Here is a 24,549-nt window from a genome sequence, read left to right on the forward strand (position 1 = left end):
TGCTAAAATGATACGAGCTATATGCTAAATAACGATGCGAAGGTGATAATCTATATGAAAAAAATCTTGTCTATTTTACTATTGCTTGTATTGTCAATTTCTTCCTTAGGAGTAACAACATCCCATGCGGAAGAAAAAATACATATTGAGGCGGCGGCTGCACTTTTATTTGATGCAGATACAGGAAAAATACTTCACGAGCAAAATCCAGATGAATTGCTAGCTATTGCTAGTATGTCAAAATTAATTGTTGTTTACGCTGTTTTAGAAGCAATTAAAGAAGGAAAAATCACATGGGATACGAAAGTAAATATTTCTGATTACGCTTATGAAGTCTCTCGTAATAATGAATTCTCTAATGTACCGTTCGAAAAAGGACGTCAATATACTGTAAAAGAATTATATCATTCTATTGTTATATTCTCTGCAAATGGATCTAGTATTGCTTTAGCAGAACTTCTTGCAGGAAGTGAGAAAAACTTCTTAAATCTTGCAAATGAACATGCTAAAAAGCTAGGATTAAAGAAATATAAATTTGTAAACGCTACGGGCTTAAATAACGCTGACTTAAAAGGAAAACATCCTGAGGGTACTGATCCAAATGCAGAAAACTCTATGTCAGCTCGTGATATGGGTATGCTTTCAAAAGCAATGATTACAAAGTATCCAGAAATGCTAGAGGATACAAAACAAAGATTTAGAAACTTCCCAGACAATCACCCAAAACCAATTCGTATGGAAAACTGGAATTGGATGTTACCAGGAGCTGCTTTCGCTTATGAAGGTACTGATGGTTTAAAAACTGGAAGTTCTGATACAGCTGGATACGGATTTACTATTACTGCTAAACGTGGTGATGTACGTCTTATCTCGGTTATTATTAAAACAAAATCAATGGATGAACGTTTCACAGAATCTCGTGAATTAATCGAATATGGATTTAATAACTTTGAAAAACAAAAACTAAAAGTTAATAAGAACAATACAATCTCTGTAGTAAAAGGGAAAGAAGACCAAGTAACTGTTGCACCCGAAAAAGAAATAACAGTAATTGCGAAAAAAGGTAGCAAAGAACCTTATAAAATTGGGACTGAATTAGATAAATCTCTTGCTGAAGATGGACATTTAGTTGCTCCTATTAAGAAAGATGCCAAAGTAGGCTCAATTACTTTAGAATCAACTGATAAATATGGTTTCTTAGACGGTAGTAAAAGTATGAAAGTTACTGCAAAAACGACAGAGGAAGTTGAAAAAGCAAATTGGTTTGTGTTAACAATGCGCTCTATTGGTGATTTCTTCTCAAACTTATGGTCTAAAGTTTTTTAACAAAAAAGCTGGCTCACGCTAGCTTTTTTTATTTTCCGCTCTCAATGTAAAACTTCGTTTGGTTGTCATATCTGAGCCCTTTTCCTCATACGTATGAACTAGTAATTGTTACACACTTCATCTAGAGATAAACCTCTTTCCAAAAGGTATTCCAAAAAGAGAGGTGACACATAATGGGAGTTATTGCTTATAACGAAGAAGATGTAAAGTTGTTAGCTAGACTGATGCGTGCTGAAGCCGAAGGAGAAGGGCAACAAGGAATGTTAATGGTCGGAAACGTTGGGGTAAATCGTGTCCGCGGAAATTGTTTAGACTTTAAAAGCATTCGTAATTTACGTCAAATGGTTTATCAAAACCCCGGCGGTTTTGAAGCAACGCAAAAAGGATATTTTTATCAACGGGCACGCGAACAAGATATTGCCCTAGCGAGACGGACCATTCAAGGGCAACGTTTTTGGCCTGCCAACTTTGCCTTATGGTTCTTTAGACCTGAAGGTGCATGTCCACCAACTTGGTATAACCAACAAAACTCTGGTCGCTTTAAAAAGCACTGCTTCTTCCAGCCATCTGCTGGAGACTGCCCTAGCGTATATTAAGGAATAAAAATGAGGAGGGATTTTTGAATGGCACAGCAACAAAATCCGTACTATGGAACAGGTTTTTATCAACCATCTGGAACTTATGTACAACCGCAACAAATGACTCAACAACAGCAGCAAGCGATGCAACAACAAACAGCTCAAGCTGCGCAAGCTCAATATGCAATTTCTCAAGGCATGTTACCTCTAGAGCAATCCTATATTGAAAATATCCTTCGTTTAAACAAAGGTAAGCAAGCTACGGTTGTAATGACCTATGAACGTGGCAGTTCCCTTGGCACACAATCTTATACAGGTATTATTGAAGCAGCTGGCCGTGACCATATCGTTATTAGTGAACCGCAATCAGGAAAACGCTATTTACTACTAATGATCTACTTAGATTACGTAGAATTTCCAGAAGAAATTACGTATTTACCTAGTCAACAAGCAACTTATACTCCAAGACCATAAAAAAAGCTGGCAAATGCCAGCTTTTGTTTTTTATAATCCTTTTACAACTGCAGTCCCTACTAGAATCCACGCCACAATAAACGCTACACCACCAAGAGGTGTAATTGGACCAAAGAACTTAATACCTGTCGTACTTAATGCATACAAACTACCTGAGAACATAATAATTCCAGCTACCATTAGCCAACCAGCAGTAGTTAAAAGTGATGATTGAACCTTATCCATCAATAAAGCAACTACGAATAGTCCACCTGCATGAAACATTTGATATGTAACGCCTGTTTTCCACACTTCTAACATTTTTGCAGAAATTTTATTTTCTAAACCGTGTGCTCCAAAGGCCCCTAACGCAACAGATAGCCCCGCTGCAATACAACCTAGTAAAAAGAAAATTTTCATCTTAATTCCCCTTTTTTACCTTTATCATAAGCAATTTTTTCATATAAGCCAAACGATTTATCTTCTAAAAATCAAATAAAGAATTACCGTTTGCATCACTTTCTTTTATATATACTGGCTCCCCAGAAACAGGTGCAATTGGTTGCATAGTTGTTACTGGTTGTGATCCAATTACTTGCGATGGAATTTGCGGTTCTCTATATGTAGATGTTTCAACTTGTTCATCTAATAATAAGTCACATAAAGCACGCACAACTAATAAATGTTCTTTTGACTTTTGTCCTTCACTACTTTTCGCCTTCGCAATTTCATTCGCCATTTTATTTAAAATCTTGTCGCTAGATATTTGCATTCCTTATCACCTCGTACTTTGTAATTCTTTCTCGAATTGTCCCAATTTCTCTACTGAACCAAATACTATTATCATATCACGTTCTTTCAATTTTTCCTGCCCTGTCGGATTATGTATAATATTCCCATTTCTTGAAATCGCTAATATTGTTACATCAAACTGATTCCTTACATTACTCTCTAGTAACGATTTACCAACTAATATTGAATCTTTTCCAACTAGAATTTCTTCAATGACAAATGACTGTTCTACTCCATACAACACTGTATCAATATAATGAACGGTTAATGGATTTGCAATACCTTTTGCGATATGAATACCTGCCATACTAGATGGATTAATAACCTTATTTGCACCGGCGCGCCTTAATTTCTCTTCAGTTTCTGGCTTTTCAGATCTCGCAACAATTTTAATCGTATCGTTTAATCCTCTTGCTGTTAATGTAATAAATACATTTTCGGCATCATTTGCAACAATAGCAACTAAACCAGCCGCTTTTAAAATTCCGGCATTATGTAATACTTGATCTTCCGTTGCATCTCCATGTACAAATAAAAGCTTTTCCTGCTCCAATATACTTTCATCTTTATCAACAACGACAAACGGAATATTCTTTTCTTGCAATTCATGTACAACTTGAAGCCCCACTCTACCGCAACCACATACTATAATATGATTTTTCAACTGTGCTATTTGTTTATCCATCTTCTTCCTCCGTACTGCATGAAATAAATTCCCTTCAATAATCATAGCTGCCACTACCCCAATTGCATACGTAACAATACCTACGCCAACAGGAATAATAAGAAGCGCAAATACTTTCCCCGCTTGCGTTACAGGAACGGCATCTCCGTATCCAACAGTCAATACAGTAATCATTGTCATCCAAAATGCTTGAAACAAACTAATCTCTTCAATCGTCATAAATCCTATCGTTCCTAGAATTACAACAAAAGTCATACATATAACTGCTATCCATAATTGCTTACGTGCATTCATACCGTGTTTCAACTCTTTTCTCTATCTACATCTTTGCCAGTGGAAATAAAATACGTATATACTAGATACGGAATCTATGAAAGAGGTTGATATAATGAAGACATTTCTTTCCGCCTTACAATGGGCACTATTTATTTTAGCTGGAAGCCTTATTGTACCAATTAGTGTCGCAACTAGTTATGGCCTTGATGGTGCTGAAGCTATCGCATTCGTACAAAGAACGTTATTTGTTCTAGGTTTTGCTGGTCTCTTGCAAGCTATATTTGGGCATAAACTTCCTATTCAAGAAGGTCCTGCTGGCCTTTGGTGGGGAATTTTCTCCCTTTACGCAAGTTTAGGCGTCGTGCTATTTGGATCAAGCAATGAGACACTTAAAGTTCTTCAATATGCTTTCTTATTAAGCGGTATTATTTGTATTATTCTTAGCGTTTTTGGACTTATTGATAAACTCGTTCGCTATTTTACACCGACAGTCATTGGAACGTATTTATTTCTTCTTGTCGCGCAGCTTAGTGGCTCCTTCTTAAAGGGAATGTTTGGCCTTGATGGAAAACATACAGAAGTACAACCTAACGTATTTATTCTTTCACTCATTGTTATTTTACTATCCTTTTTCATCATGAAGCTACCTATTATTGGACAATATTCCGTTCTTTTCAGTATCGTATGCGGCTGGATATTATTCGCATGTTTCGGATTATCTAATCCAATAACACCAGTGACAGACATAATCCGTTTTCCATCCTTATTTGTTTTCGGAATGCCTCGTGTTGAATGGAACATGGTAATTACGGTCATTTTCGTTACACTCTTACTTCTAACAAATATGTTAGCAAGTATTCGCGTTGTACAAAAGGTTGTCTCTAAATATGAAGAAAACGCTGCATCAGATCGTTTTAAACAAGCTGGCATTATAACAGGAATCAACCAATTGCTAGGCGGCCTATTTTCAGCTATTGGGCCTGTCGCTATTTCTGGATCAGCAGGTTTTATTGCAACGACTAATATTTATAAACGTCTCCCGTTTATATTAGGGTCAAGCTTTATTATTGTCGTTAGTATATTTCCAAAGATTACTTCATTCTTTGCAGCAATCCCTGTTGCAGTTGGTTATGCCGCTATTTATCCTGTATTCGCAAGCATGATTGGTCTCGCCTTTCGAGAATACGAAACTGTCCAGGATAAAGAACGATTATTTAAAGTAGCCGGTCTTTCAATCTTTACAGGAGTCGGAGTTATGTTTGTTCCAGCAGGAGCATATTCCACCCTTCCACCATTTCTAGCATCGTTTTTAAGTAACGGTCTCGTTCTTGGATCTGTAATGGCAATCTTGCTAGAAATACTATTTTCTCGTTCCGCTACAAAACAAATATCTTAAATTGGAAAACTTCCATTATTGCACTCTACCTTTAGAGTTGTTACGATAAAATCAAACTTTAATCATTGGGGTTTTATTCTTCCCCAATGATTATTAACCAATATTATGAGCAACAACTCATAATAATTTATCTACTTCTTTTCAAAGAGGTTTGATGTCTTACTATTATTCCTCAACATCTTCATGAACATGTATTTTGATTTCAATTAAAGAAAGGAATTTTCTATATGACTTATAAAATGATTGTTTTAGATTTAGATGATACTTTATTACGTGATGACCATACTATTTCACCTCGTACGAAAGAAGCGTTAATGACTGCACAAGAGCAAGGTGTAAAGGTTGTACTTGCTTCTGGACGTCCAACGTTTGGTATGCGCAATGTAGCCAAAGAACTTCGTTTAGAAGAATACGGCAGTTTCATTCTATCTTTTAATGGTGCAAAAATTATTAACTGTAAAACAAACGAAGAAATCTTTAGTAGTACGCTATCTCCTGAAATCGTTCACAACCTATTTGAAATTAGTCAAACTGAAGATGTATGGATTCATACTTATATGGGCGATGATATCGTAACGGAAGAAAATAATCCTTATACTGAAATTGAGGGCGATATTACCGGTATGCCAATTGTTGTAGTAGATGACTTTAAAGCCGCAGTTAAAGAGCCTGTAGTAAAAGTATTAATGAATAAAGAGGCTGAACGCCTTGTTGAAGTTGAAAAGAAACTACAAAAACAACTAGAAGGCCAATTAAGCGTGATGCGTTCGAAACCATTCTTCTTAGAATTTACAGAAGCCGGTGTTACAAAAGGAACGAGCTTAAACAAACTGATTCAAAAGCTTGGCATTAAGCGTGAAGAAGTTATCGCAATGGGCGATAGCTATAACGACCAAGCAATGATTGAATTTGCTGGTCTTGGCGTTGCAATGGGCAATGCACCTGATGATATTAAAGAAATTGCAAACTACGTAACAGATACAAATATGAACGATGGTGTTGCAAAAGTTGTAGAGAAATTCGTTTTAAAAACGGATGTACTTGTTTAATATTTTCATTCACAAAACCTATTTGAAGTCAAATACTTCAAATAGGTTTTTATTTAAATTCTCATGCTTTTGTGACTATATTTTGAACTTTGCACTATTCTCGTAGTGTAAACTTTCTTTTTGTATATAATGAAACAAAATAGACTATTTTATTTTGAAAAAGAATACAAATTTACTATATACAAGCATACGTTAAAGGAGGCTACTTTATGTTATCTACACCAATCGGACGATTAAGAGCAATTGGACTAGTTGAAGGTATTTCTTTCCTATTACTATTATTTGTAGCAATGCCATTGAAATATTTCGCAGGATTTGCAACAGCTGTTAAAATTACAGGCATGGCTCATGGTGTTCTATTTATTCTATTCATCTTTGCAGTAATTCAAGTAACAATCGTACACCGTAAATCAATTTTATGGGCACTTGGAGCATTCGTTTCATCAGTTATCCCATTTGGTACTTTTGTACTAGATGCAAAATTAAAGAACGAGCAACAATGATAATAAAAAGGTAGTTAACAACTGTTAACTACCTTTTCTATTTATAAATTTGGAATTTCCCAATCAATTTCTCTTTCGCCCATATTAGCTAAAATCGTATTTATTTTAGAATATGGCTTACTACCAAAGAAACCACGTCTTGCCGATAATGGGCTTGGATGTACAGATTCGATAATATGATGGTTCGGATTTGTAATTAATTTCTTCTTCGCCTGCGCATGGCGCCCCCACAATATGAAAATAACTGGCTTTTCACGTTCGTTCAACAGTTCAATTACACGATCTGTGAAGTGCTCCCATCCTTTTCCCTTATGAGAATTTGCTTCGCCTTGACGAACTGTTAATACGGTATTTAGTAATAATACTCCTTGTTCCGCCCATTTTACTAAATAACCGTTATTCGGGATTTCATAACCATATTCATCTCGAAGTTCTTTATACATATTTAACAATGACGGTGGTGTTTTAACACCAGGTTGCACAGAAAAGCTTAAACCATGCGCTTGATTCGGTCCATGATATGGATCTTGCCCTAAAATGACAACCTTTGTATTTTCATAACTTGTATACTGAAGAGCGTTAAAAATATCTTCTACCTTCGGATAAACAACATGCGTGCTGTATTCTTCTGTCAAAAAACTGGATAGAGTAAGATAATACTCTTTCTCGAATTCTGGTGCCAATAGTGGCTCCCAATCATTCTTTAAAACATTTTCCATACTGTCACTTCCTGTCTAATTAATTCACCATATCCTGTCTTGTAAATACTACGAACGAAATAACAAGAGAAACAACTGCCCAAACAGTTAAATTCATCAAAGAAAATCCCATCGATAAACCTTGTAATGCAGGTAATTTTCCTGATAAATAATCCGTTAATGATAAATTCACACTAAAAATATATTTGGCGCCTTCCCAAGATGTTGCGAACGAGCTTAAAATACCGCCTGCAATTAATGCAGCTAGCATAACGCCCATACCAGCTGGTGTATTACGAATTAAAACAGAGACCATAAATGATATAGTTCCGACAACGATAGCAACAAACCAGGCTAGTCCATACGCCATTAAGATGTATTGCCACTGCGGAATAAGATGCACAAAGTTCGTATTTAACGTTTCCTTATCAATGACGAATCCTGTTAAAACAGGTAAATTCCATCCCGAGTACCCAAATACAAGCCCTGATAATATGTAAGCAAACAAACCTACAAGAAACAGTATGAGCGAAATGAAAAATAACATCGTCACGTATTTACTAAGGAGTATTTTCCAGCGCCGAATCGGCCGCGTAAGTAACATCTTCATCGTCCCATCACTTCGTTCTCCTGAAACGATATCAATGGCGACAATCATTACGAGAAGCGGAATAAATAATGTAATTCCTTGTTCAATAAATGCTCTGACAAAAGTCGGTGCACCCGGTGCCATCGGATTAATATCATGATCTAAATAATATTGTTGTTGCTCAACTCTTACCTTTAACCAATCACGCCATTCTTCTGGCAACCTAGAATTGTTCAACCGGTTCTGAGAATCAACAATTTGCTGTTGCAATGAAACCTTCCAATCAGTTGTACCGAGTCTTTTTTGTGTCGTTTCTATTTCACGATACTGCGCATACACAAAAAGCGGGATCAAGATTGCTAAAATAAGCATGACAACAAAAATACGTTTCTTGCGGTAAATCTTTTCTGATTCATTTAAAACTAGATTCGCAAATTCACGCATGCTGCTCACCCCTTGTGAGTTCAATAAATAAATCTTCTAGCGTAAATACAAGCTCCTTAACGCTATGTACATCTATTTCATTTGCGACAAAGTGTTTATTCCAACTACTTATAGATGCAATATCCATGCGGCATAGTAATCGATCGCCTTCTACACTCACTTCCCTTACTTCTTCGGCCGCTTCTAGCATATCTTTCGCCTTAGAAGTCGGTGTAACAATCCATTCTACACGATCACTTGCTGTTTTAATTAATTCTTCAACCTTGGCAACTGTTATCATCTTTCCTTTATGAATAATAGCAACGCGATCGCATATCATTTGCACTTCACTTAGCAAGTGGCTTGAAATAAACACGCTCATATTTTCTTCTTTTACAAGCTTATGTATAAATTCCCTAAGTTCTCTAATCCCTGCTGGATCTAAACCATTCGTTGGTTCATCTAATATGAGCAATTTCGGATTTCCAAGGAGCGCCTGCGCAATTCCAAGGCGTTGTTTCATACCAAGTGAGTACGTTTTTACCTTGTCATGAATTCTTTCATCTAAATGAACCATTTCAGCAATTTCAATAATACGTTCATCTGATATATCACCTAACATACGAGCAAATTGCTTTAAATTTTCCCATCCCGTTAAATATGTATACAACTCTGGGTTTTCAACGATACTCCCAATTTGACGCATCGCTTCTCTGAAATTTTCCTTAATCGAATAACCACCGATAGAAATCGTACCTTCTGTCGCCTTAATCAATCCGACTAACATTCGAATGGTAGTCGTCTTTCCAGCACCATTTGGTCCTAAGAACCCGAACACTTCTCCTTGCTTTACATCAAAGGAAATATTCTCTACAAGAGTCTTCTTTCCAATTACCTTCTTCAAGTCTCGTACGGAAAGTATCGTCGTCATTTTACCCCTCCTTGTTCTAGTTTTAATTTACTTACAACATTTTGAACTAAACGTTCTGCCATATACGTATAACCTACTTCGTTCGGATGAAAATGATCAGAGTATAATAAATCTTTCCCGCGGTTTTGGAATAAATCAAATGTCGGTGTAATATACACATTTTTATCGTTTAGCGCTAATTTCTCTAAAGATGCATTCCAGTCCACAACAATGTTTGAAGACCCTTTTAAATCTTCTACATCTTCAAAAGGATTGTATAAACCAAGCCAAAAAATCGGACTATCTGTATTTAATTTACGAATTTCTCCTATAATTTTCTTTGCTTCATTTTGAAACGTCTCTGTGTCAGGACGATACGTCTCTAAATCTATTTTCCCAAGTGATTCCCAGCCTGGGAACAAATCATTTCCACCAATCGTTAACACAATTACATCTGCTTGCTTAATTGAATATTGAGCGCCATTACTTTCAATTTGTTTTAATAAATCGGGCATTTTTGCACCACTAACTGCTAAATTTGTTAATGCAATTTTTTGCTTATAATCTTTTTGTAAATCCTCTTTCATTCGCCCAACATAGCCAATTCCTTCTTTATCACCAACGCCACGCGTTAATGAATCACCTAAACTAACGATTTGTAACGTTCCCGTTTTCTTTTTCTCTTTTGCCACTACATCGGTCTTTTTAATTAAATTTGAAGCTTTCGGATTTAATACATCATTTACACCTGAAACAAAGCCATATGCAAATAAACAGAAAGATGCAATTGTAATGAGTAGAATTACTTTTACTACTTTTGATCTCATATCAAAACCCCTTTTAGCCCTCATAGATTGTCCATAATTATACCAAACGAAATTTTGAAAAGCGATTTTCACACCTTCTCAATTATGTCGTTTCTCTATCTATTAACTCTGGTAATAACTCTATATGCTTCACATCTAATTTCTCTTCATTAATCTTTTCATATAATAATTCAAACGCTTTTACTCCAACGTTTTTACTAGAATGCGAAATCGTCGTTATACCCAATATATCTGCCACCTCTTGATCATCACACCCGATAATCGTAATATCCTCCGGAATACGAATTCCTTGTTTTTTTGCTTCTGTAACCATCCCCGCTGCAATATGGTTACAAGATACAAGGAACGCTGTCGGTTTTACTGACATATGAGCCCATTCTCTAATTACATTGCGTCCATCTTCCACTGTAAAACAACCTTCAAATTTCCAGGTCTCTAACGGTGTTACGATACTCTGTTGAAGCGAATCTTCATACGCCTTCTTTCGTCTTTGGCTATTAACACTATTACTTCTTCCAATACAATATCCAATACGTGTATGACCGGCATCTATTAAGCTTTTCATCCCACGTGAAAATACTTTGTAGTAATCGATATGGACACTTGAAATGCATTTTGAATCTATTTCTTCACACATAACAATCGGGCCGAATTTCGTATATTCTTCAAGCTTCTCCTTACTATTTGTCCGAGAACAAATAATAACCCCATCAAGCTTTTTCATTTTTAACATATTTAAAATTTCTAGTTCTCTTTCTTCGCTATAATTCGTCTGGCAAAGCATCATATTATAATTATTCTTTGCTGTTTCTTTTGATATTCCCTCGATAATAGCGCTATAATATTGATCATTTACGTGTGGCAATAAAACGCCAATTACATTCGTTTTTCCTTTCACTAAATGAATTGCATTCACGTTTTGCGTGTAATTTAATTCTTCTATAATCGCTAAAATTTCTTTTCGTTTCTGTTCATTTACGTACGGATGATTATTTAGTACACGTGAAACAGTTGAAACAGATACTCGAGCAAGTTCAGCAATCTTTCTTATATTTGTCATCTCATTTTCCCCTTCTCACAAAAATTCTCCCTTGACCTGGTAAGCTTTCCACAATATATCCTTTCCTAGCAAATACATTTAGAAAGGATATACAACTATGCTTCGATTCAAATTAGAATATATATTTTTCATTGGCGGTTTACTCATTCTTGCCATCGGTATTAATATGATGACGACAATTACTTCCTTTGGACTTAGCCCTTATGATTCCTTCTTTATTGCACTATATCAAAATTTTGGGATAAGTATTGGTTTTTGGATTTTCATGATTAACTTTGCCTTTACACTTATCGTACTCTTTTGGAATAAAAAACAAATTACAATCGGTACAATTATAACGATGGTTCTTATTTCTCTTTTTGTTGATTGGATTGGTTCCATTACAACTATTATGGACGCTATCCGCTCTCTTCCAAAATATATAACACTTATTTGCGGAAATCTATTCGTTGGAGCTGGAATTGGTCTTTACGTCTCTACAAACCTTTGTGCAGCGCCTCAAGAAGCTTTCGTTTTAACGGTTGCCGAGAAGAAAAAATGGACGTTTAGAAGAACAGAGATTTCATTAGCCTTTTTATTTTTAACGTTAAGCTTTTTATTAGATGGACCTATCTATTTTGGAACAATCATCTTATCCTTTACAACAGGCTGGATTATCCAAGCATTTATTCAAGTTGGTACGCAGATTTTAAATAGAAAAGAGCCTATTAAGCAAGCTGCTTAATAGGCTCTTTCTGTTTTATGGTAAGAGATACTACTTAGCATCCCCTTCAATTCGATAGTTCGCTTTCAAACAATCTATTTCTTCATACCCTTGCAACGTATGTAGAATATAATCATAATCAGCAAGAGACGCACGATGCGTTACAATTACAATTTCAGCCTTTCCTTTCTCTTCAAGCGGCATTTGAATAATTTTCTCAAAGCTAACTCCGCGCTCAGAGAACAATGAAGTAATTTTTGCAAATACACCAATTTCGTCTTTTACATGCAGTCTTAAAAACTTTTTCACGACAATTTCGTCTGGCTCTTTTAATACTTTTTGATATTGTGGGACTACAGCACTATTTCCTGTTACCCCTAATCTAATATTTTGCATTACAGCAACTAAATCCGAAACAACAGCTGTAGCTGTCGGTAAACTTCCTGCGCCTGGTCCATAAAACATCGTTTCCCCAACTGCTTCACCGTACACATACACAGCGTTATATTCATTTTGTACTGCTGCAAGAGGATGTGTATTTGGAAGTAAAGTTGGTTCAACTGTAACCTCCAATTTTTCACCATCTCGTTTTGCAAGACCGATTAATTTAATTGTATAACCTAAGCTCTTACTGTATTCAATATCTTCCTCTGTAATAGAGGTAATACCTTTTACTTTCACATCTCCAAGCTCTACATTTGTAGAGAAACCGAGGGTAGCTAAAATCGTCATTTTTCTTGCTGCATCTAAACCTTCTACATCTGATGTTGGATCTGCTTCTGCAAATCCAAGTTGTTGGGCTTCTTTTAACACGTCGTTATATGCTCTCCCTTCGTCTGACATTTTCGTCAAAATAAAATTTGTTGTTCCATTTACAATTCCCATTACTTTCGTAATAAGATCTGAAGAAAGTCCTTCTACGATACTGCGTAAAATTGGAATTCCCCCTGCCACACTCGCCTCATAGAATAAATCAGCCTTATTATCTTTTGCTGTCGCTAATAATTCAGCTCCATGTAATGCCATTAAGTCTTTATTTGCAGTTACAACATGCTTTCCGCTTTTTAAAGCTTGTAAAATATATGATTTTGCATCATCAATGCCACCCATCACTTCAATAACAACATCAATATTTGGATTATCTAAAATTTCATTTGCATCTTGTGTTAATAGAGTAGAAGGTACCTCTACCTCTCTCTCTTTCTCAATGTTTTGCACTAATACTTTCGTTACCTTCACTGGACAACCTACTTGGTGTATGAGTCGTTCTTGATGATCCGTAATAATACGAACCACACCACTGCCAACTGTCCCAAGACCTAATAACCCAACTTGAATTTCTTTCATAGTACTGTCCACCCCTCAAAAATTGTGTTTAGATGAAATTATATGAGTAAAAAATCTGAAAAACAATGTATTTTGAACATTCGGAAAAATAAAGGTTAATCTTTACAAGGAAAACGTTGCCACGTGTTACACAATCTTTCTTTACAATATATAAGGGGTTTCTTGATACACGTAATAATTCAACCAATTAGAAAACAATAAATTACCATGACTCCTCCACCTAACAAGCGGCTTTTCATCTGGATTATTATGTTTAAAATAGTTTTTTGGCACATCAATATTTAATCCCTTGTCACGATCTCGTTCGTATTCTTGTTTTAACGTCTCACAACTATATTCGCTATGTCCAAGGGCAAACACTTGCCTTCCTTCTGACCCAATAACAAGGTGAACACCTGCTTCTTCAGAGTTTGCTAACAATGTTAATTCTTTCACTCCTCTAATATCATTCTCTCGTACTTCTGTATGACGAGAATGCGGAGCAAAAAACAATTCATCAAATCCTTGTAATAATTTCACATGTTGCTCGCAAACTTCATGTTCAAATACACCGAACACTTTTTCCTTAAGGGGATACTTTGGAACACCATAATGATAGTACAAGCCAGCCTGTGCCCCCCAGCAAATATGGAGCGTAGATGTTACATTCGTTTTTGAATACTCCATAATATGTTTAAGCTCTTCCCAATAATCTACCTCTTCAAAAGCAAGGGTCTCCACTGGCGCTCCTGTAATAATGAGCCCATCAAACTTTTCATTTTCAATATCACGAAACGTTTTATAAAAGCTTGTTAAATGTTCTTGCGTTACATTACGCGATAGATGTGATTCCATATGAAGCAAATGAACATCTAATTGTAACGGTGTGTTTCCAATTAAGCGAAGTAATTGCGCCTCTGTATCTTGTTTCGTTGGCATTAAATTTAATATAGCAATTTTTAAAGCACGTATATCTTGTGTTTCTGCCCGCTCCTTCGTCATTACAAAAATATTTTCTTTTTGCAACACTTTGCGAGCCGGTAAATCTTTATCAATTATGATCGGCATGTGTTTTGCCTCCAACTAGAGCTGCTTCCAAATCTGCAATAATATCAGAAACATCTTCTATACCAACCGATAAACGAATTAAATCAGATGTAACACCCGCTAAACGCTGATCTTCAGCATTTAATTGTCTATGCGTCGTACTAGCAGGATGTATAACGCAAGTTCGTGCATCAGCTACGTGCGTTACAAGAGTTGCTAGTTTTACATTTGCGATAAATTCTTTTGCTGCTTCTAATCCGCCTTTAATACCGAAAGTTAAAACACCACTAGCACCTTTTTTCAAGTACTGTTGTGCTAATGAGTAATTTTCATTACTATCTAAGCCTGGATAATTCACCCATTCAATACGTTCATGATTAGCAAGCCACTTAGCAACTGCAAGAGCATTTTCACTATGACGTTCCATTCGTAAATGCAATGTTTCTAAGCCAATATTGCTAATATATGCATTGAATGGGCTCATACAATTTCCATAATCTCTTAATAGCTGAACACGTGCTTTCACAATATACGCTGCTGCACCAAAGTTTTGAACGTAACTTACACCGTGATAACTTGGATCTGGTTCAACAAGTTCAGGATACTTTCCATTTGTCCAATCAAAGTTTCCACCGTCAATTACAATACCGCCTAAGGAGCTCGCATGCCCATCGATATACTTCGTCGTAGAATGAACAATAATATTTGCCCCATGTTCAAACGCCTGGCATAAATAAGGAGTTGCTAATGTATTATCAACGATAAAAGGTACCTCTAATTCTTTAGCGGCAGCTGAAAATTCTTTAAAATTTAAAACATTCATCGCTGGATTTCCTAACGATTCTGCATAGATAAGTTTCGTCTTGTCATTAGCAAGCGCCGTGATTTCATCTGCCGTTAAATTTGGATTAAAGAACGTAACATCAATGCCAAGCTTACGTAAACTCACCCCAAATAAATTAAACGTTCCCCCGTAAACAGTTGAAGAGCAAAGTAAATGGTCTCCACTACTACAAATATTTAAAACTGCGAGCATAATAGCTGCTTGCCCAGAAGCCGTTGCAACAGCTCCTACACCGCCTTCTAAATCTGATAACTTCTGCTCAAATGCTGCTAGAGTAGGGTTTCCAATACGTGTATAAATATATCCTTCTGCCTCTAAGTTAAATAGAGCTGCTAAATCATCCGAAGTATCGTATTTATACGTTGTGCTTTGATAAAGTGGTAAAACACGTGGTTCACCATTCTTTGGCGTATAGCCACCTTGCACACAAATTGTTCCTTTTCCCCATGATTCTCCCATCTCTCATTCTCCTTTCTTTTATACAAAATAAAAAACTGCCCCTTTCCTGAAAACAAGAAAGGAGCAGTTTGAAAACACGCTCTAAAGGCTCTTTCTTATCTCTCAGGATTACTACCTGCAGGATTTGGCACAATTCCGTTATACGGCTGTTGCCAAGGTTTCATCGGGCCTGTCCCTCCACCTTTTCTTGATAAGACTATGCAATTACCGTTGATTTTATAGCAATAATTTCCTAATGTCAAACGGTTTTTCTGAATGTTCTAAAATAAATGTTAACAGTTTCATATAAAGCAACAAAAGAAATATATTCTAGTCTATTTCAAAAAAGACCTTTAAAAACCTCAAATCAGTCTATAAAATTAAATAAGTAATTTAACCTATAAATTCAAATTCCCCAAAAGTTAGCCTATATGTTGAATAGGCCATCTTCTCAAAAAGATACTATATATATTCAATCCATTTTTCACTAGTATATTTCACTTTTTTCCCTACTAAGATTTACATAACGGAGGTATAACATGACAAATAAAAAAGATATGCATTACATACTTGCTCTATATGGCATTCTTCTAGGATCTATAGTAGGAGCTACAGTCTGGTTATTTTTAGTCACAATAAATATTGGAATCCACTTTATTTGGGGATACTTGCCTGAAGTTCTCTCTTTTCCCTCTTATTACACCCTTTGCGTAACAATAATTGGCGGGGTCCTTGTTGGTCTATCACAAAAACATTTCGGTACATACCCACGCCTTATGCCTGAAGTAATGGTTGAATATAAAAAAACTGGTCGAATCGAATATCGCTTTGTCCATCGGGCTACTTTAACAGCGATTATTGTTTTAATTTTCGGTGCTAGTCTTGGTCCAGAAGCCGCACTAGTTGGAATTATAGGCGGACTGTGCACATGGGTAGGGGATCGCTTTAAATTTGCCTTAAAGGGTATGAATGAGCTAACCGAGATCGGAATTGGCGCTACTTTAAGTGTCATTTTTAACGCACCATTATTCGGTTATTTAGCACCAAATGAAAATGAGGGGGAACAAATTGCTGCTTTTTCTAAAGGAAAAAAAGCGATTGTATACTTAGCTACTACTTTTGCAGGTTTTTCTGTTTATTTACTACTGAGTAAACTTGATAATCGTGGATCCTTTATTGTTGATTTCGGGGAAGGTGCACTTTCTTTCAATGAATGGATTGCATTTCTTCCACTTGCTAGTATCGGCGCTATAGTTGGTTTCTTTTATTTCAAGTTAGAATTCACATTAGAAAAGTTAATTCACCCTTTTAGAGAATACAAGCTGACACTCGGAATTATCGGTGGTATTTTATTAGGAATTGGGGGAACTTTTCTTCCGTACACATTATTTTCAGGGGAACATCAATTAAAAGAATTAGTTGTTGAATGGAGCCATTTATCTTTTTGGATACTACTTCTTTCAGGGATTTTAAAGTTGTGCATTACTGCCGTTTGTTTGAACACAGGGTGGCGAGGTGGACATATCTTCCCAATTATATTTTCTGGTTCAAGTATCGGATACGCTGTAGCATCTATTCTTCCTATAGATCCAGTAGCATCTGTTGCCATCGTAACGACAGCAATTTCAAGCTATGCGTTACGAAAGCCAATAGCTATAACATTACTATTACTTATGTTTTTCCCGCTTAATTTACTATTGCCCATGCTTGGTGCAGCTGCTATCGGGAATGCCTTTCCACTCCCAAAACATAACGAAAATAAAAATTAATAAAAATAGGCAGTGGGGACGAAAGCTCCACTGCCTATTTTTATTACACATGCTGCTTTAATAAAGCTTCTAACTCCTCAAAATTATGCACTTCATATGTCGGTATAATCCCACTATCATTTAATTTCCTTTCTGGATTAAACCAACAAGTATCAATTCCCGCTACATATCCACCTTTAATATCAGCGCTTAATGAATCCCCAATAATCAGCCCTTCTTCAGGTGCAAAGTTAGGAATCCGTTCAAAAACATAATCAAAATACTCTTTCATCGGTTTTTGAAAACCTGTATCTTCCGAAACAAAGACATCTTTAAATAATGAATGTAACCCTGCATTACGCAAACGTTTATCTTGCGTCTTAGAAACACCATTTGTCACTATATACAATTCATACTCCCCTTGAATTTGATTTATAAATTCAAACGCACCTTGCATGAGTTGATTTCCTTCTTCTAAGTAGTTACGATAATTATTTTCAAATAATATTCCATTTACTTCTTCTCCATACTCTTTAAACAACAGAGAGAATCGTGTATTTACAACTTCATTGCGTGATAGTTCACCTTTTTCAAAAGCATCCCAAAGACCTTTATTTATTTTTTTATAACGAGTCTCTATCTCGTCTGTTAAAGGGATTCCCTTCTCTTCAAAAAGTACCCGTAAAGCCACTTTTTCAGCCTTTTGGAAGTCTAGTAATGTATCATCTACATCAAATAACAATGTTTTATATTTTTTCATAAATTCATCACACTCTCTTTTCTACAAAAACAAATTTACATAAATCGTATCATTCCTTCTTGTAAAGATAATAGGAGATATCTCATACTATACATAGGGGTGAAAATATGAAAATCAGCAAAAATGAGGAAGAAATTTATCAATACATGCGAATCCATCAATTCCATACCCTATTTTCATTTCATGTCTTGCCATATGTAGAGCTGCATTCTTTTCAAACGAAAGAGATGATATGTAGCGAAGGAAATGCTCTTCCTTATCTCTATTACTTAATTTCTGGGAGAGCCAAAATATATATGAGTCATAAAAACGGGAAGGTTTCATTAATTAATTTTATTCAAGCACCATCTTTTATCGGAGAATTAGGATTAATAGAAGTAGAAAATATTACTAAGTCCGTTGAAGTACTAGAAGATTGTGTATGTTTGGCACTTCCTCTTAAAGATTGTCAGCAACTTTTATTACAAGATGCAACGTTTTTACAGCACTTATGTAAATTTATTGGAGAAAAGACAATTACTCGCACTGAAAATTACGCAAAAAACTATAGTTATCCTTTTGAAAATCGATTAGCTGCTTTTATTTTATTAACAGAGCAAAATAATTGTTATATAGAAAAGCATACCGAGGCCTCGGAATATTTAAATGTCAGCTACCGTCATCTTTTATATGTATTAAATCAGTTTTGCCAACAAAATTATTTAAGAAAAGAAGGCCGAACATATTATATACAAGATCGAAATACATTAGAAAAGCTTGCTGATGAACTAAAAATATAAAAAAGCAGCATTAACGTTTACATGTTAATGCTGCTTTTTTCGAGTGACGATTATAATTTTAATTAAAATTTACTTGCTACTTTAGCTGCTTCTTCAAGACCTGCAGCGATGATTTCTTCTGCTTTATCTGGGAATTGGTTATGCCCTTCAATAACTACTGTTTCCATGTTTGTTGCGCCGAAGAAGCCCATCATACTTGCTACATATTTAACAGCCATTTCTACCTCAGCTGCTGGACCTTCTGAATATACGCCGCCTCTTGCATTTAATAATGCAATCTTCTTATCTCCAATTAGGCCAACTGGACCCTCTGGCGTATATTTAAACGTTTTACCAGCACGGTTTAAATAATCAATATATGTGTGCAATACTGCTGGAATCGTTAAGTTCCATAATGGGAAGCCGAAAACAACTTTATCAGCTTCTAGGAATTGATTTAAATACTTATCAGCAACTGCTACTGCTTTTGCTTCTTCTTCTGTTAAATCAAATCCTTTACCTACCTTGAATGTACCATTGATCATGTCTACGCCTACGTATGGTAATTCTTCTTTATATAAATCAAGTTCTACTACTGTATCATTTGGGTGTGCTTCTTTATAGTTTACTAAAAATGCCTCATATAATTTTACACTAACTGCTTGTTCCGCTGGACGGTTATTTGCTTTAACGAATAAAACTGTTGCCATTATTTATTCCTCCTAGTACTCACTCTTATGTTGTTATATGCTTTCAAAAAAGGTATCCCTTGTAATTGTTGTTTTGTTGCTTACAAACATATTTTATCTTTATATAAAGACAATTTCCTCCTCACATAGACGTATTTTTCCATAAAAAAAGTCCACCTTCTAAAGGCGAAGTTGGTCTTACGACTTTCGTCTTATACAATTCCATTTTTAACTGCATATAATGCCGCTTGCGTACGATCAGATAAATTCAACTTACTCAAAATGCTACTTACATGCGCCTTAACCGTCTTTTCTGTAATAACTAAAACAGATGCAATTTCCTTATTGCTCATCCCTTTCGCTAATAGCTGCAATACTTCATTTTCTCTCGCTGTTAGCACATCCACTTGAATAGAAGGTTCTTCTTCCTTTTCTTCTACAGGTAATGTTTGAGAGAGAAGAGCATTTGCTATATCCGGATGTAATTGAATATTACCTTTATATGCGCTTCGAATAGCCTCAACAAGCTGATCTGGTTCTACATCTTTTAAAATATACCCACTTGCTCCAGCCCTTAATGCAGGTAACACATGCGCCTGATCAGAAAAGCTAGTTAATACAATTACTTTCACATTTGGATACTCTTTTTTTATATATGCCGTCGCCTCAACACCATCCATTTCAGGCATATATAAATCCATTAATATAACATCTGGATTTGTTTCTCCTACTTTCACTAACGCTTCTTTCCCATTATTCGCTTCTCCAACTAACTCTAAATCTTCCTGTGTACTTAAGAAAAATGCTAATCCTTTTAAAACGACTGTATGATCATCAACTAACAATACTTTTATTTTCACAAACTTCCCTCATTTTCACATCATAATGGTACATTTACTTTTACGCTCGTTCGTTTATTACTACTTACAATTTTAATTGTTCCACCAACTAATTCTACTCTTTCACGCATCGTAGTCATACCTAGTGATTTCTTTTCTTTTATATTCTTTTCCACAAAGCCCTTTCCTTGATCAACTATTTCTAATGATACATTTTTCTCATTCACTGTAAAATAAATCGTCGCTTCTTTTACACCTGCATGCTTACTTACATTGTTCAGTGCTTCTTGGCCTATGCGCCACAAAGCTTCTTCTACTACACGAGGTAAATCACGAACACCCGTAACTTGCTCCCTAATTTTCAGTCCCAAATTTTCACCGTACTGCTTTAGAGCTGGCAATAATCCTTTTTCTAATCCTGCCGGACGAAGCTGCCAAATTAATGTCCTCATTTCTTTCAAAGCTCCTTGCGCAAGTTCACGCATCTCATGCAAAGATTGATCTACCTTTTCATTTTTACCTTTTAAAACTGCCTCGGCGCCTTTTGTCATGAAGGTTAATGAAAATAATTTTTGCGAAACAGAATCATGTAAATCTCTTGCTAACCGATTTCTTTCTTCCATTCGTACAAGTTCACGGCGCTGCTCGTTTAACCTCAAATTCTCTATTATTAACGAAACATGGTTCGATAATGCTTGAATTACATCTATTGTATTAGCATCAAACTCTCCATTATTCAAACTAACACATAAAACACCAAATATATGGTTTTGAATATGTATTGGTGTAGCAATAACAGCTCGATTTAGATGTACATTATGTCCTATTTGATGTTTTATTAGAACTGGTTCATCTTGTTCTAACGCCTTCTTGGCCGCCTTCTTGGCCGCCTCTTTTACATCCTCTTGTAACTCTTCCTGAACGTAAGACGCTCGCAGAGATAATTCTTTTTCCTCCCTAATAAAAAGCGCTACTTGATTCCATTGAAATACTTCACCTACGTGATTTACCACCTTTTCAGGTAGTACATTAAACTTATGAATCATTTTTAAATCTTGAATGAAACGCTCTAATTTCACATAATAATGTGCTCTTCTCTTTTCATTTTCATATAATTTTGTTCGCTTTAAAGCCGTACCAATTTGGAAGGCAACCGATTGGAGTAATACTAATTCTTCTTCTGAAAAATGTGTTTTACCCGGACTTGCAACATTTAACACCCCAAATTTTTCTCCCCCAGCTTTTAAAGGAACCGTAGCATGATGAAGAATGCCCTCCGTATCCCCCCAATTATATTCAATTGCATTATTAATTCTTTTACATTCAATAATATTAACGGCTCTCTCTAATTTTCCATCTACAAAACCTCGTAAACACCAACATTCACCTTCGCACATCGGGCGTTTATTTTTATATGTAAGTGCCTCTGGTAATTGATAATCAATTAACTTCGTATACTTCCCATTTTCATCCGCAAGAAAAATCCATCCTGTCGTTAAACCTGTTACACTTAGCAATTTCTCGAGGACAGCTTGCAATACATGATATGTATCATTTGATGTATTTAATGTTTCTGCAATTTCCTTTAATATAACTAATTCATTCGTACGATTATCTCGAAACATACTCATTCTCCTGCATACAAGATTTTAAATAGCTCTTAAAATAAATCATCTACTTTTCACTTTGTACTTATTCGTAACATTGATATAATGGTGAAAACATAGTTTTCATTATATCACTCGAGGGGGCTTTCATAATGACATTAAATAAAGCACTTACTATCGCTGGTTCTGACACAAGTGGCGGTGCTGGTATACAAGCAGATTTAAAAACATTCCAAGAACTGGGCGTATACGGAATGACATCTCTTACAACAATCGTAACGATGGATCCACATAACGGTTGGGCACATAACGTATTTCCAATCCCAGCTTCTACATTAAAACCACAATTAGAAACAACAATTGAAGGTGTTGGCGTAGACGCTTTAAAAACAGGTATGCTTGGATCAGTAGAAATTATTGAAATGGTTGCAGAAACAATCGAAAAGCACAATTTCAAAAATGTAGTAGTTGACCCTGTTATGGTATGTAAAGGTGCAGATGAAGCATTACACCCTGAAACGAACGATTGCTTACGTGACGTTCTTGTGCCAAAGGCATTAGTTGTAACGCCAAACTTATTTGAAGCTTACCAATTAAGCGGTGTGAAAATTAATTCTCTTGAGGACATGAAAGAAGCAGCGAAGAAAATCCACGCTTTAGGTGCCAAATACGTACTAATTAAAGGCGGAAGCAAACTTGGTACGGAGGCTGCAATCGACGTCCTATATGATGGAGAAACATTCGATCTTTTAGAATCAGAAAAAATTGATACTACAAATACACACGGCGCAGGTTGCACATATTCTGCTGCAATTACAGCAGAACTTGCAAAAGGAAAACCTGTGAAAGAAGCAGTAAAAACTGCTAAAGAATTCATCACAGCTGCTATTCGTTACTCATTCAAAATTAACGAATACGTAGGTCCAACTCACCATGGTGCATATCGTAAATTCGTTGTATCAAAAGAACTTGTCTAATATATAAATAAAAACACTCACAAGGTTCATACATTGCCTCTGTGAGTGTTTTTTATAAGCTTTATGTCTTCCGGTCATCTTATCTTTAAGATGCAGAGCTGACCTTATTTCTACCATTTCGTTTCGAGTAGTATAACGCATCATCCGCCGCTTGAATAAATTGCTCTGATGCCCCTTCATACTCTGAAACCCCTACCGAAACTGTAATTTTTATTTTTGTTCCATCTAACAATTCAAATGAATGTTTTTCAACAGCTATACGAGTTTGTTCCCCAACATGAATTCCATAAGCTATTCCTTTCCTTGGTATCAAAAGCGCAAACTCCTCTCCACCCTTTCGAAAAACCAAATCCGGAAATGCTGACATTTCTCGCAAAATATGCCCTACTTGTTTTAACACTTCGTCTCCCGCTGGGTGCCCATACGTATCATTTACATGCTTAAAATGGTCAATATCTATAAGTAGTAAACAAAGTGAATCATTTTTCAAGTGTTTATTACTAATATGACGATTCATCTCTAAATCAAACTGTCTTACGTTTCCTAGACCTGTCAATGCATCTATCGTTGCGTATTGCTTCATCGTTTGAAATAGCTCATTGGATTGTAAAACATAATTTGCACTTATGAATGTTATGTAACCTGTAATAATACTAGAAATTAAATATAATCCCACTATGTGGATCTCTTTAATTAACCATATATATAACGCTGGGATTAGAATAGATAAAATATATGCGTGTAACCATACCCACTTTTCCCCTAAAGAAAGCTTCATACGCGAAATAAAGATACTCCCTATTCCTATCGCAATGATTGTATAAAAGGCCACTTGAGAAGCTAATGAATAATCCATAAACAACAGTCTAGTTACTAAAATCATAATAATTGTTATGGTACTCGCTATCGGCCCTCCAATAATAACAGCTAGAATAACAGCTAAGTAGCGTAAATCCAATAGGATGGTACCAACACGAACACCGAAATACATTAGTAATATACCTAGTATCCCAGTAAAAATGCCTACTACACATTTCTGCCCAAAAGAGAATCCTTCTTTTAACGGCTTATCTCTTAAAAGCTGACCTCCAACAAAAATAAAGGAAAGAATAATTGTTGTATTTACAAATAAGTCCTTTAACATAAAATGATCTCCTTACTTTTCTATCTATCCCTTTCCTTACTTTATTGTATACGAAATCCCTATAATTCCCAAATTTTTTATTTATTTTTTGCTGTTCCACGTGA

The 24,549-nt window shown here is 35.7% G+C and carries 26 protein-coding genes and 1 riboswitch; of the genes, 10 read left to right on the top strand and 16 right to left on the bottom strand.

Annotation, left to right across the window (positions count from 1 at the left end; all coding sequences use genetic code 11):
* Positions 1 to 54: 54 nt before the first annotated feature.
* The 3 genes from DN399_RS26580 (at position 55) to gerQ (ending at position 2,378) form a co-directional block, all read left to right on the top strand.
* Positions 55 to 1,326, top strand: a complete 1,272-nt coding sequence (locus tag DN399_RS26580) for a serine hydrolase (RefSeq protein ID WP_000722867.1) — start codon at positions 55 to 57, stop codon at positions 1,324 to 1,326.
* Between the two features lie 173 nt (positions 1,327 to 1,499).
* Positions 1,500 to 1,922, top strand: a complete 423-nt coding sequence (gene cwlJ, locus DN399_RS26585) for a cell wall hydrolase CwlJ (RefSeq protein ID WP_000538167.1) — start codon at positions 1,500 to 1,502, stop codon at positions 1,920 to 1,922.
* 27 nt (positions 1,923 to 1,949) lie between these two features.
* Positions 1,950 to 2,378, top strand: coding sequence for a spore coat protein GerQ (gene gerQ / locus DN399_RS26590; RefSeq protein WP_000068652.1), 429 nt, complete (start codon positions 1,950 to 1,952; stop codon positions 2,376 to 2,378).
* Positions 2,379 to 2,408: 30 nt separating this feature from the next.
* On the opposite strand, the gene DN399_RS26595 is transcribed toward gerQ, so the two are convergent.
* From DN399_RS26595 to DN399_RS26605, 3 genes are all read right to left on the bottom strand, one after another.
* Positions 2,409 to 2,777: a DUF423 domain-containing protein gene (locus DN399_RS26595; protein ID WP_000688315.1), complete on the bottom strand. Its 369-nt coding sequence runs from the start codon at positions 2,775 to 2,777 to the stop codon at positions 2,409 to 2,411.
* Between the two features lie 64 nt (positions 2,778 to 2,841).
* The gene (locus DN399_RS26600) at positions 2,842 to 3,129 is read right to left on the bottom strand and encodes a YwdI family protein (protein ID WP_001167352.1); all 288 of its coding nucleotides are present in this window, start codon (positions 3,127 to 3,129) and stop codon (positions 2,842 to 2,844) included.
* A 6-nt stretch (positions 3,130 to 3,135) separates the two neighbouring features.
* Positions 3,136 to 4,128 (bottom strand): potassium channel family protein, encoded by a 993-nt coding sequence (locus DN399_RS26605; protein WP_000993984.1) that lies wholly within the window; start codon positions 4,126 to 4,128, stop codon positions 3,136 to 3,138.
* Positions 4,129 to 4,222: 94 nt separating this feature from the next.
* Here DN399_RS26605 and DN399_RS26610 point away from each other — a divergent pair, with 94 nt between their 5' ends.
* From DN399_RS26610 to DN399_RS26620, 3 genes are all read left to right on the top strand, one after another.
* Entirely contained in the window at positions 4,223 to 5,506 is a 1,284-nt protein-coding gene (locus DN399_RS26610; RefSeq protein ID WP_149150092.1) for a purine/pyrimidine permease, read from the top strand.
* Between the two features lie 227 nt (positions 5,507 to 5,733).
* Entirely contained in the window at positions 5,734 to 6,555 is an 822-nt protein-coding gene (locus DN399_RS26615; RefSeq protein WP_000221395.1) for a Cof-type HAD-IIB family hydrolase, read from the top strand.
* A 209-nt stretch (positions 6,556 to 6,764) separates the two neighbouring features.
* A complete protein-coding gene (locus DN399_RS26620; protein WP_000953396.1) occupies positions 6,765 to 7,058 on the top strand; it encodes a DUF3817 domain-containing protein in 294 nt (97 codons plus the stop codon).
* Positions 7,059 to 7,099: 41 nt separating this feature from the next.
* On the opposite strand, the gene DN399_RS26625 is transcribed toward DN399_RS26620, so the two are convergent.
* Genes DN399_RS26625 through DN399_RS26645 form a run of 5 tightly spaced genes read right to left on the bottom strand, consistent with a single transcriptional unit; the run spans position 7,100 to position 11,565 of the window.
* The gene (locus DN399_RS26625) at positions 7,100 to 7,777 is read right to left on the bottom strand and encodes a uracil-DNA glycosylase (RefSeq protein ID WP_000432519.1); all 678 of its coding nucleotides are present in this window, start codon (positions 7,775 to 7,777) and stop codon (positions 7,100 to 7,102) included.
* 19 nt (positions 7,778 to 7,796) lie between these two features.
* A complete protein-coding gene (locus DN399_RS26630) occupies positions 7,797 to 8,789 on the bottom strand; it encodes a DUF2705 family protein (protein WP_001206477.1) in 993 nt (330 codons plus the stop codon).
* Positions 8,782 to 9,699 (bottom strand): ABC transporter ATP-binding protein, encoded by a 918-nt coding sequence (locus DN399_RS26635; RefSeq protein WP_149150093.1) that lies wholly within the window; start codon positions 9,697 to 9,699, stop codon positions 8,782 to 8,784. The genes DN399_RS26630 and DN399_RS26635 overlap by 8 nt, the downstream gene beginning before the upstream one ends.
* Positions 9,696 to 10,577 carry an SGNH/GDSL hydrolase family protein gene (locus DN399_RS26640; protein WP_141444333.1) on the bottom strand — a complete coding sequence of 294 codons (882 nt, stop codon included), beginning with the start codon at positions 10,575 to 10,577 and terminating at the stop codon, positions 9,696 to 9,698. The genes DN399_RS26635 and DN399_RS26640 overlap by 4 nt, the downstream gene beginning before the upstream one ends.
* 10 nt (positions 10,578 to 10,587) lie before the next feature.
* Positions 10,588 to 11,565: a LacI family DNA-binding transcriptional regulator gene (locus DN399_RS26645; RefSeq protein WP_149150094.1), complete on the bottom strand. Its 978-nt coding sequence runs from the start codon at positions 11,563 to 11,565 to the stop codon at positions 10,588 to 10,590.
* Between the two features lie 97 nt (positions 11,566 to 11,662).
* Here DN399_RS26645 and DN399_RS26650 point away from each other — a divergent pair, with 97 nt between their 5' ends.
* The gene (locus DN399_RS26650; protein ID WP_149150095.1) at positions 11,663 to 12,289 is read left to right on the top strand and encodes a YczE/YyaS/YitT family protein; all 627 of its coding nucleotides are present in this window, start codon (positions 11,663 to 11,665) and stop codon (positions 12,287 to 12,289) included.
* 30 nt (positions 12,290 to 12,319) lie between these two features.
* Here DN399_RS26650 and DN399_RS26655 read toward each other — a convergent pair whose 3' ends face one another.
* From DN399_RS26655 to DN399_RS26665, 3 genes are all read right to left on the bottom strand, one after another.
* A complete protein-coding gene (locus DN399_RS26655) occupies positions 12,320 to 13,615 on the bottom strand; it encodes a homoserine dehydrogenase (protein WP_000659109.1) in 1,296 nt (431 codons plus the stop codon).
* Positions 13,616 to 13,756: 141 nt separating this feature from the next.
* Positions 13,757 to 14,662: a homoserine O-acetyltransferase MetA gene (gene metA / locus DN399_RS26660; RefSeq protein WP_006921973.1), complete on the bottom strand. Its 906-nt coding sequence runs from the start codon at positions 14,660 to 14,662 to the stop codon at positions 13,757 to 13,759.
* Positions 14,646 to 15,944 (bottom strand): bifunctional O-acetylhomoserine aminocarboxypropyltransferase/cysteine synthase, encoded by a 1,299-nt coding sequence (locus DN399_RS26665; protein WP_000504780.1) that lies wholly within the window; start codon positions 15,942 to 15,944, stop codon positions 14,646 to 14,648. The genes metA and DN399_RS26665 overlap by 17 nt, the downstream gene beginning before the upstream one ends.
* Before the next feature lie 92 nt (positions 15,945 to 16,036).
* Positions 16,037 to 16,141, bottom strand: a riboswitch (SAM riboswitch).
* A 321-nt stretch (positions 16,142 to 16,462) separates the two neighbouring features.
* On the opposite strand from DN399_RS26665, the gene DN399_RS26670 reads away from it, so the two are divergent.
* Positions 16,463 to 17,692: a chloride channel protein gene (locus DN399_RS26670; protein WP_149150096.1), complete on the top strand. Its 1,230-nt coding sequence runs from the start codon at positions 16,463 to 16,465 to the stop codon at positions 17,690 to 17,692.
* Between the two features lie 43 nt (positions 17,693 to 17,735).
* Here DN399_RS26670 and DN399_RS26675 read toward each other — a convergent pair whose 3' ends face one another.
* Positions 17,736 to 18,431, bottom strand: a complete 696-nt coding sequence (locus DN399_RS26675; RefSeq protein ID WP_069604551.1) for a YjjG family noncanonical pyrimidine nucleotidase — start codon at positions 18,429 to 18,431, stop codon at positions 17,736 to 17,738.
* A gap of 107 nt (positions 18,432 to 18,538) precedes the next feature.
* Here DN399_RS26675 and DN399_RS26680 point away from each other — a divergent pair, with 107 nt between their 5' ends.
* Positions 18,539 to 19,210, top strand: a complete 672-nt coding sequence (locus DN399_RS26680) for a transcriptional regulator YeiL (protein WP_149150097.1) — start codon at positions 18,539 to 18,541, stop codon at positions 19,208 to 19,210.
* Between the two features lie 62 nt (positions 19,211 to 19,272).
* On the opposite strand, the gene DN399_RS26685 is transcribed toward DN399_RS26680, so the two are convergent.
* From DN399_RS26685 to DN399_RS26695, 3 genes are all read right to left on the bottom strand, one after another.
* Positions 19,273 to 19,899 carry an FMN-dependent NADH-azoreductase gene (locus DN399_RS26685; protein WP_000246744.1) on the bottom strand — a complete coding sequence of 209 codons (627 nt, stop codon included), beginning with the start codon at positions 19,897 to 19,899 and terminating at the stop codon, positions 19,273 to 19,275.
* Between the two features lie 191 nt (positions 19,900 to 20,090).
* A complete protein-coding gene (locus DN399_RS26690) occupies positions 20,091 to 20,738 on the bottom strand; it encodes a response regulator (protein WP_000695799.1) in 648 nt (215 codons plus the stop codon).
* Positions 20,739 to 20,758: 20 nt separating this feature from the next.
* Positions 20,759 to 22,342, bottom strand: coding sequence for a GAF domain-containing sensor histidine kinase (locus DN399_RS26695; protein ID WP_149150098.1), 1,584 nt, complete (start codon positions 22,340 to 22,342; stop codon positions 20,759 to 20,761).
* Between the two features lie 134 nt (positions 22,343 to 22,476).
* On the opposite strand from DN399_RS26695, the gene pdxK reads away from it, so the two are divergent.
* Positions 22,477 to 23,301 carry a pyridoxine/pyridoxal/pyridoxamine kinase gene (gene pdxK, locus DN399_RS26700; RefSeq protein WP_149150099.1) on the top strand — a complete coding sequence of 275 codons (825 nt, stop codon included), beginning with the start codon at positions 22,477 to 22,479 and terminating at the stop codon, positions 23,299 to 23,301.
* A gap of 85 nt (positions 23,302 to 23,386) precedes the next feature.
* Here the strand turns inward: pdxK and DN399_RS26705 are convergent, their stop codons facing one another.
* Positions 23,387 to 24,445 carry a GGDEF domain-containing protein gene (locus DN399_RS26705; RefSeq protein WP_000910190.1) on the bottom strand — a complete coding sequence of 353 codons (1,059 nt, stop codon included), beginning with the start codon at positions 24,443 to 24,445 and terminating at the stop codon, positions 23,387 to 23,389.
* Between the last annotated feature and the right edge of the window lie 104 nt (positions 24,446 to 24,549).

The sequence above is a fragment of the Bacillus sp. AR4-2 genome (genome assembly GCF_008274865.1).
Taxonomy (GTDB): domain Bacteria; phylum Bacillota; class Bacilli; order Bacillales; family Bacillaceae_G; genus Bacillus_A; species Bacillus_A cereus.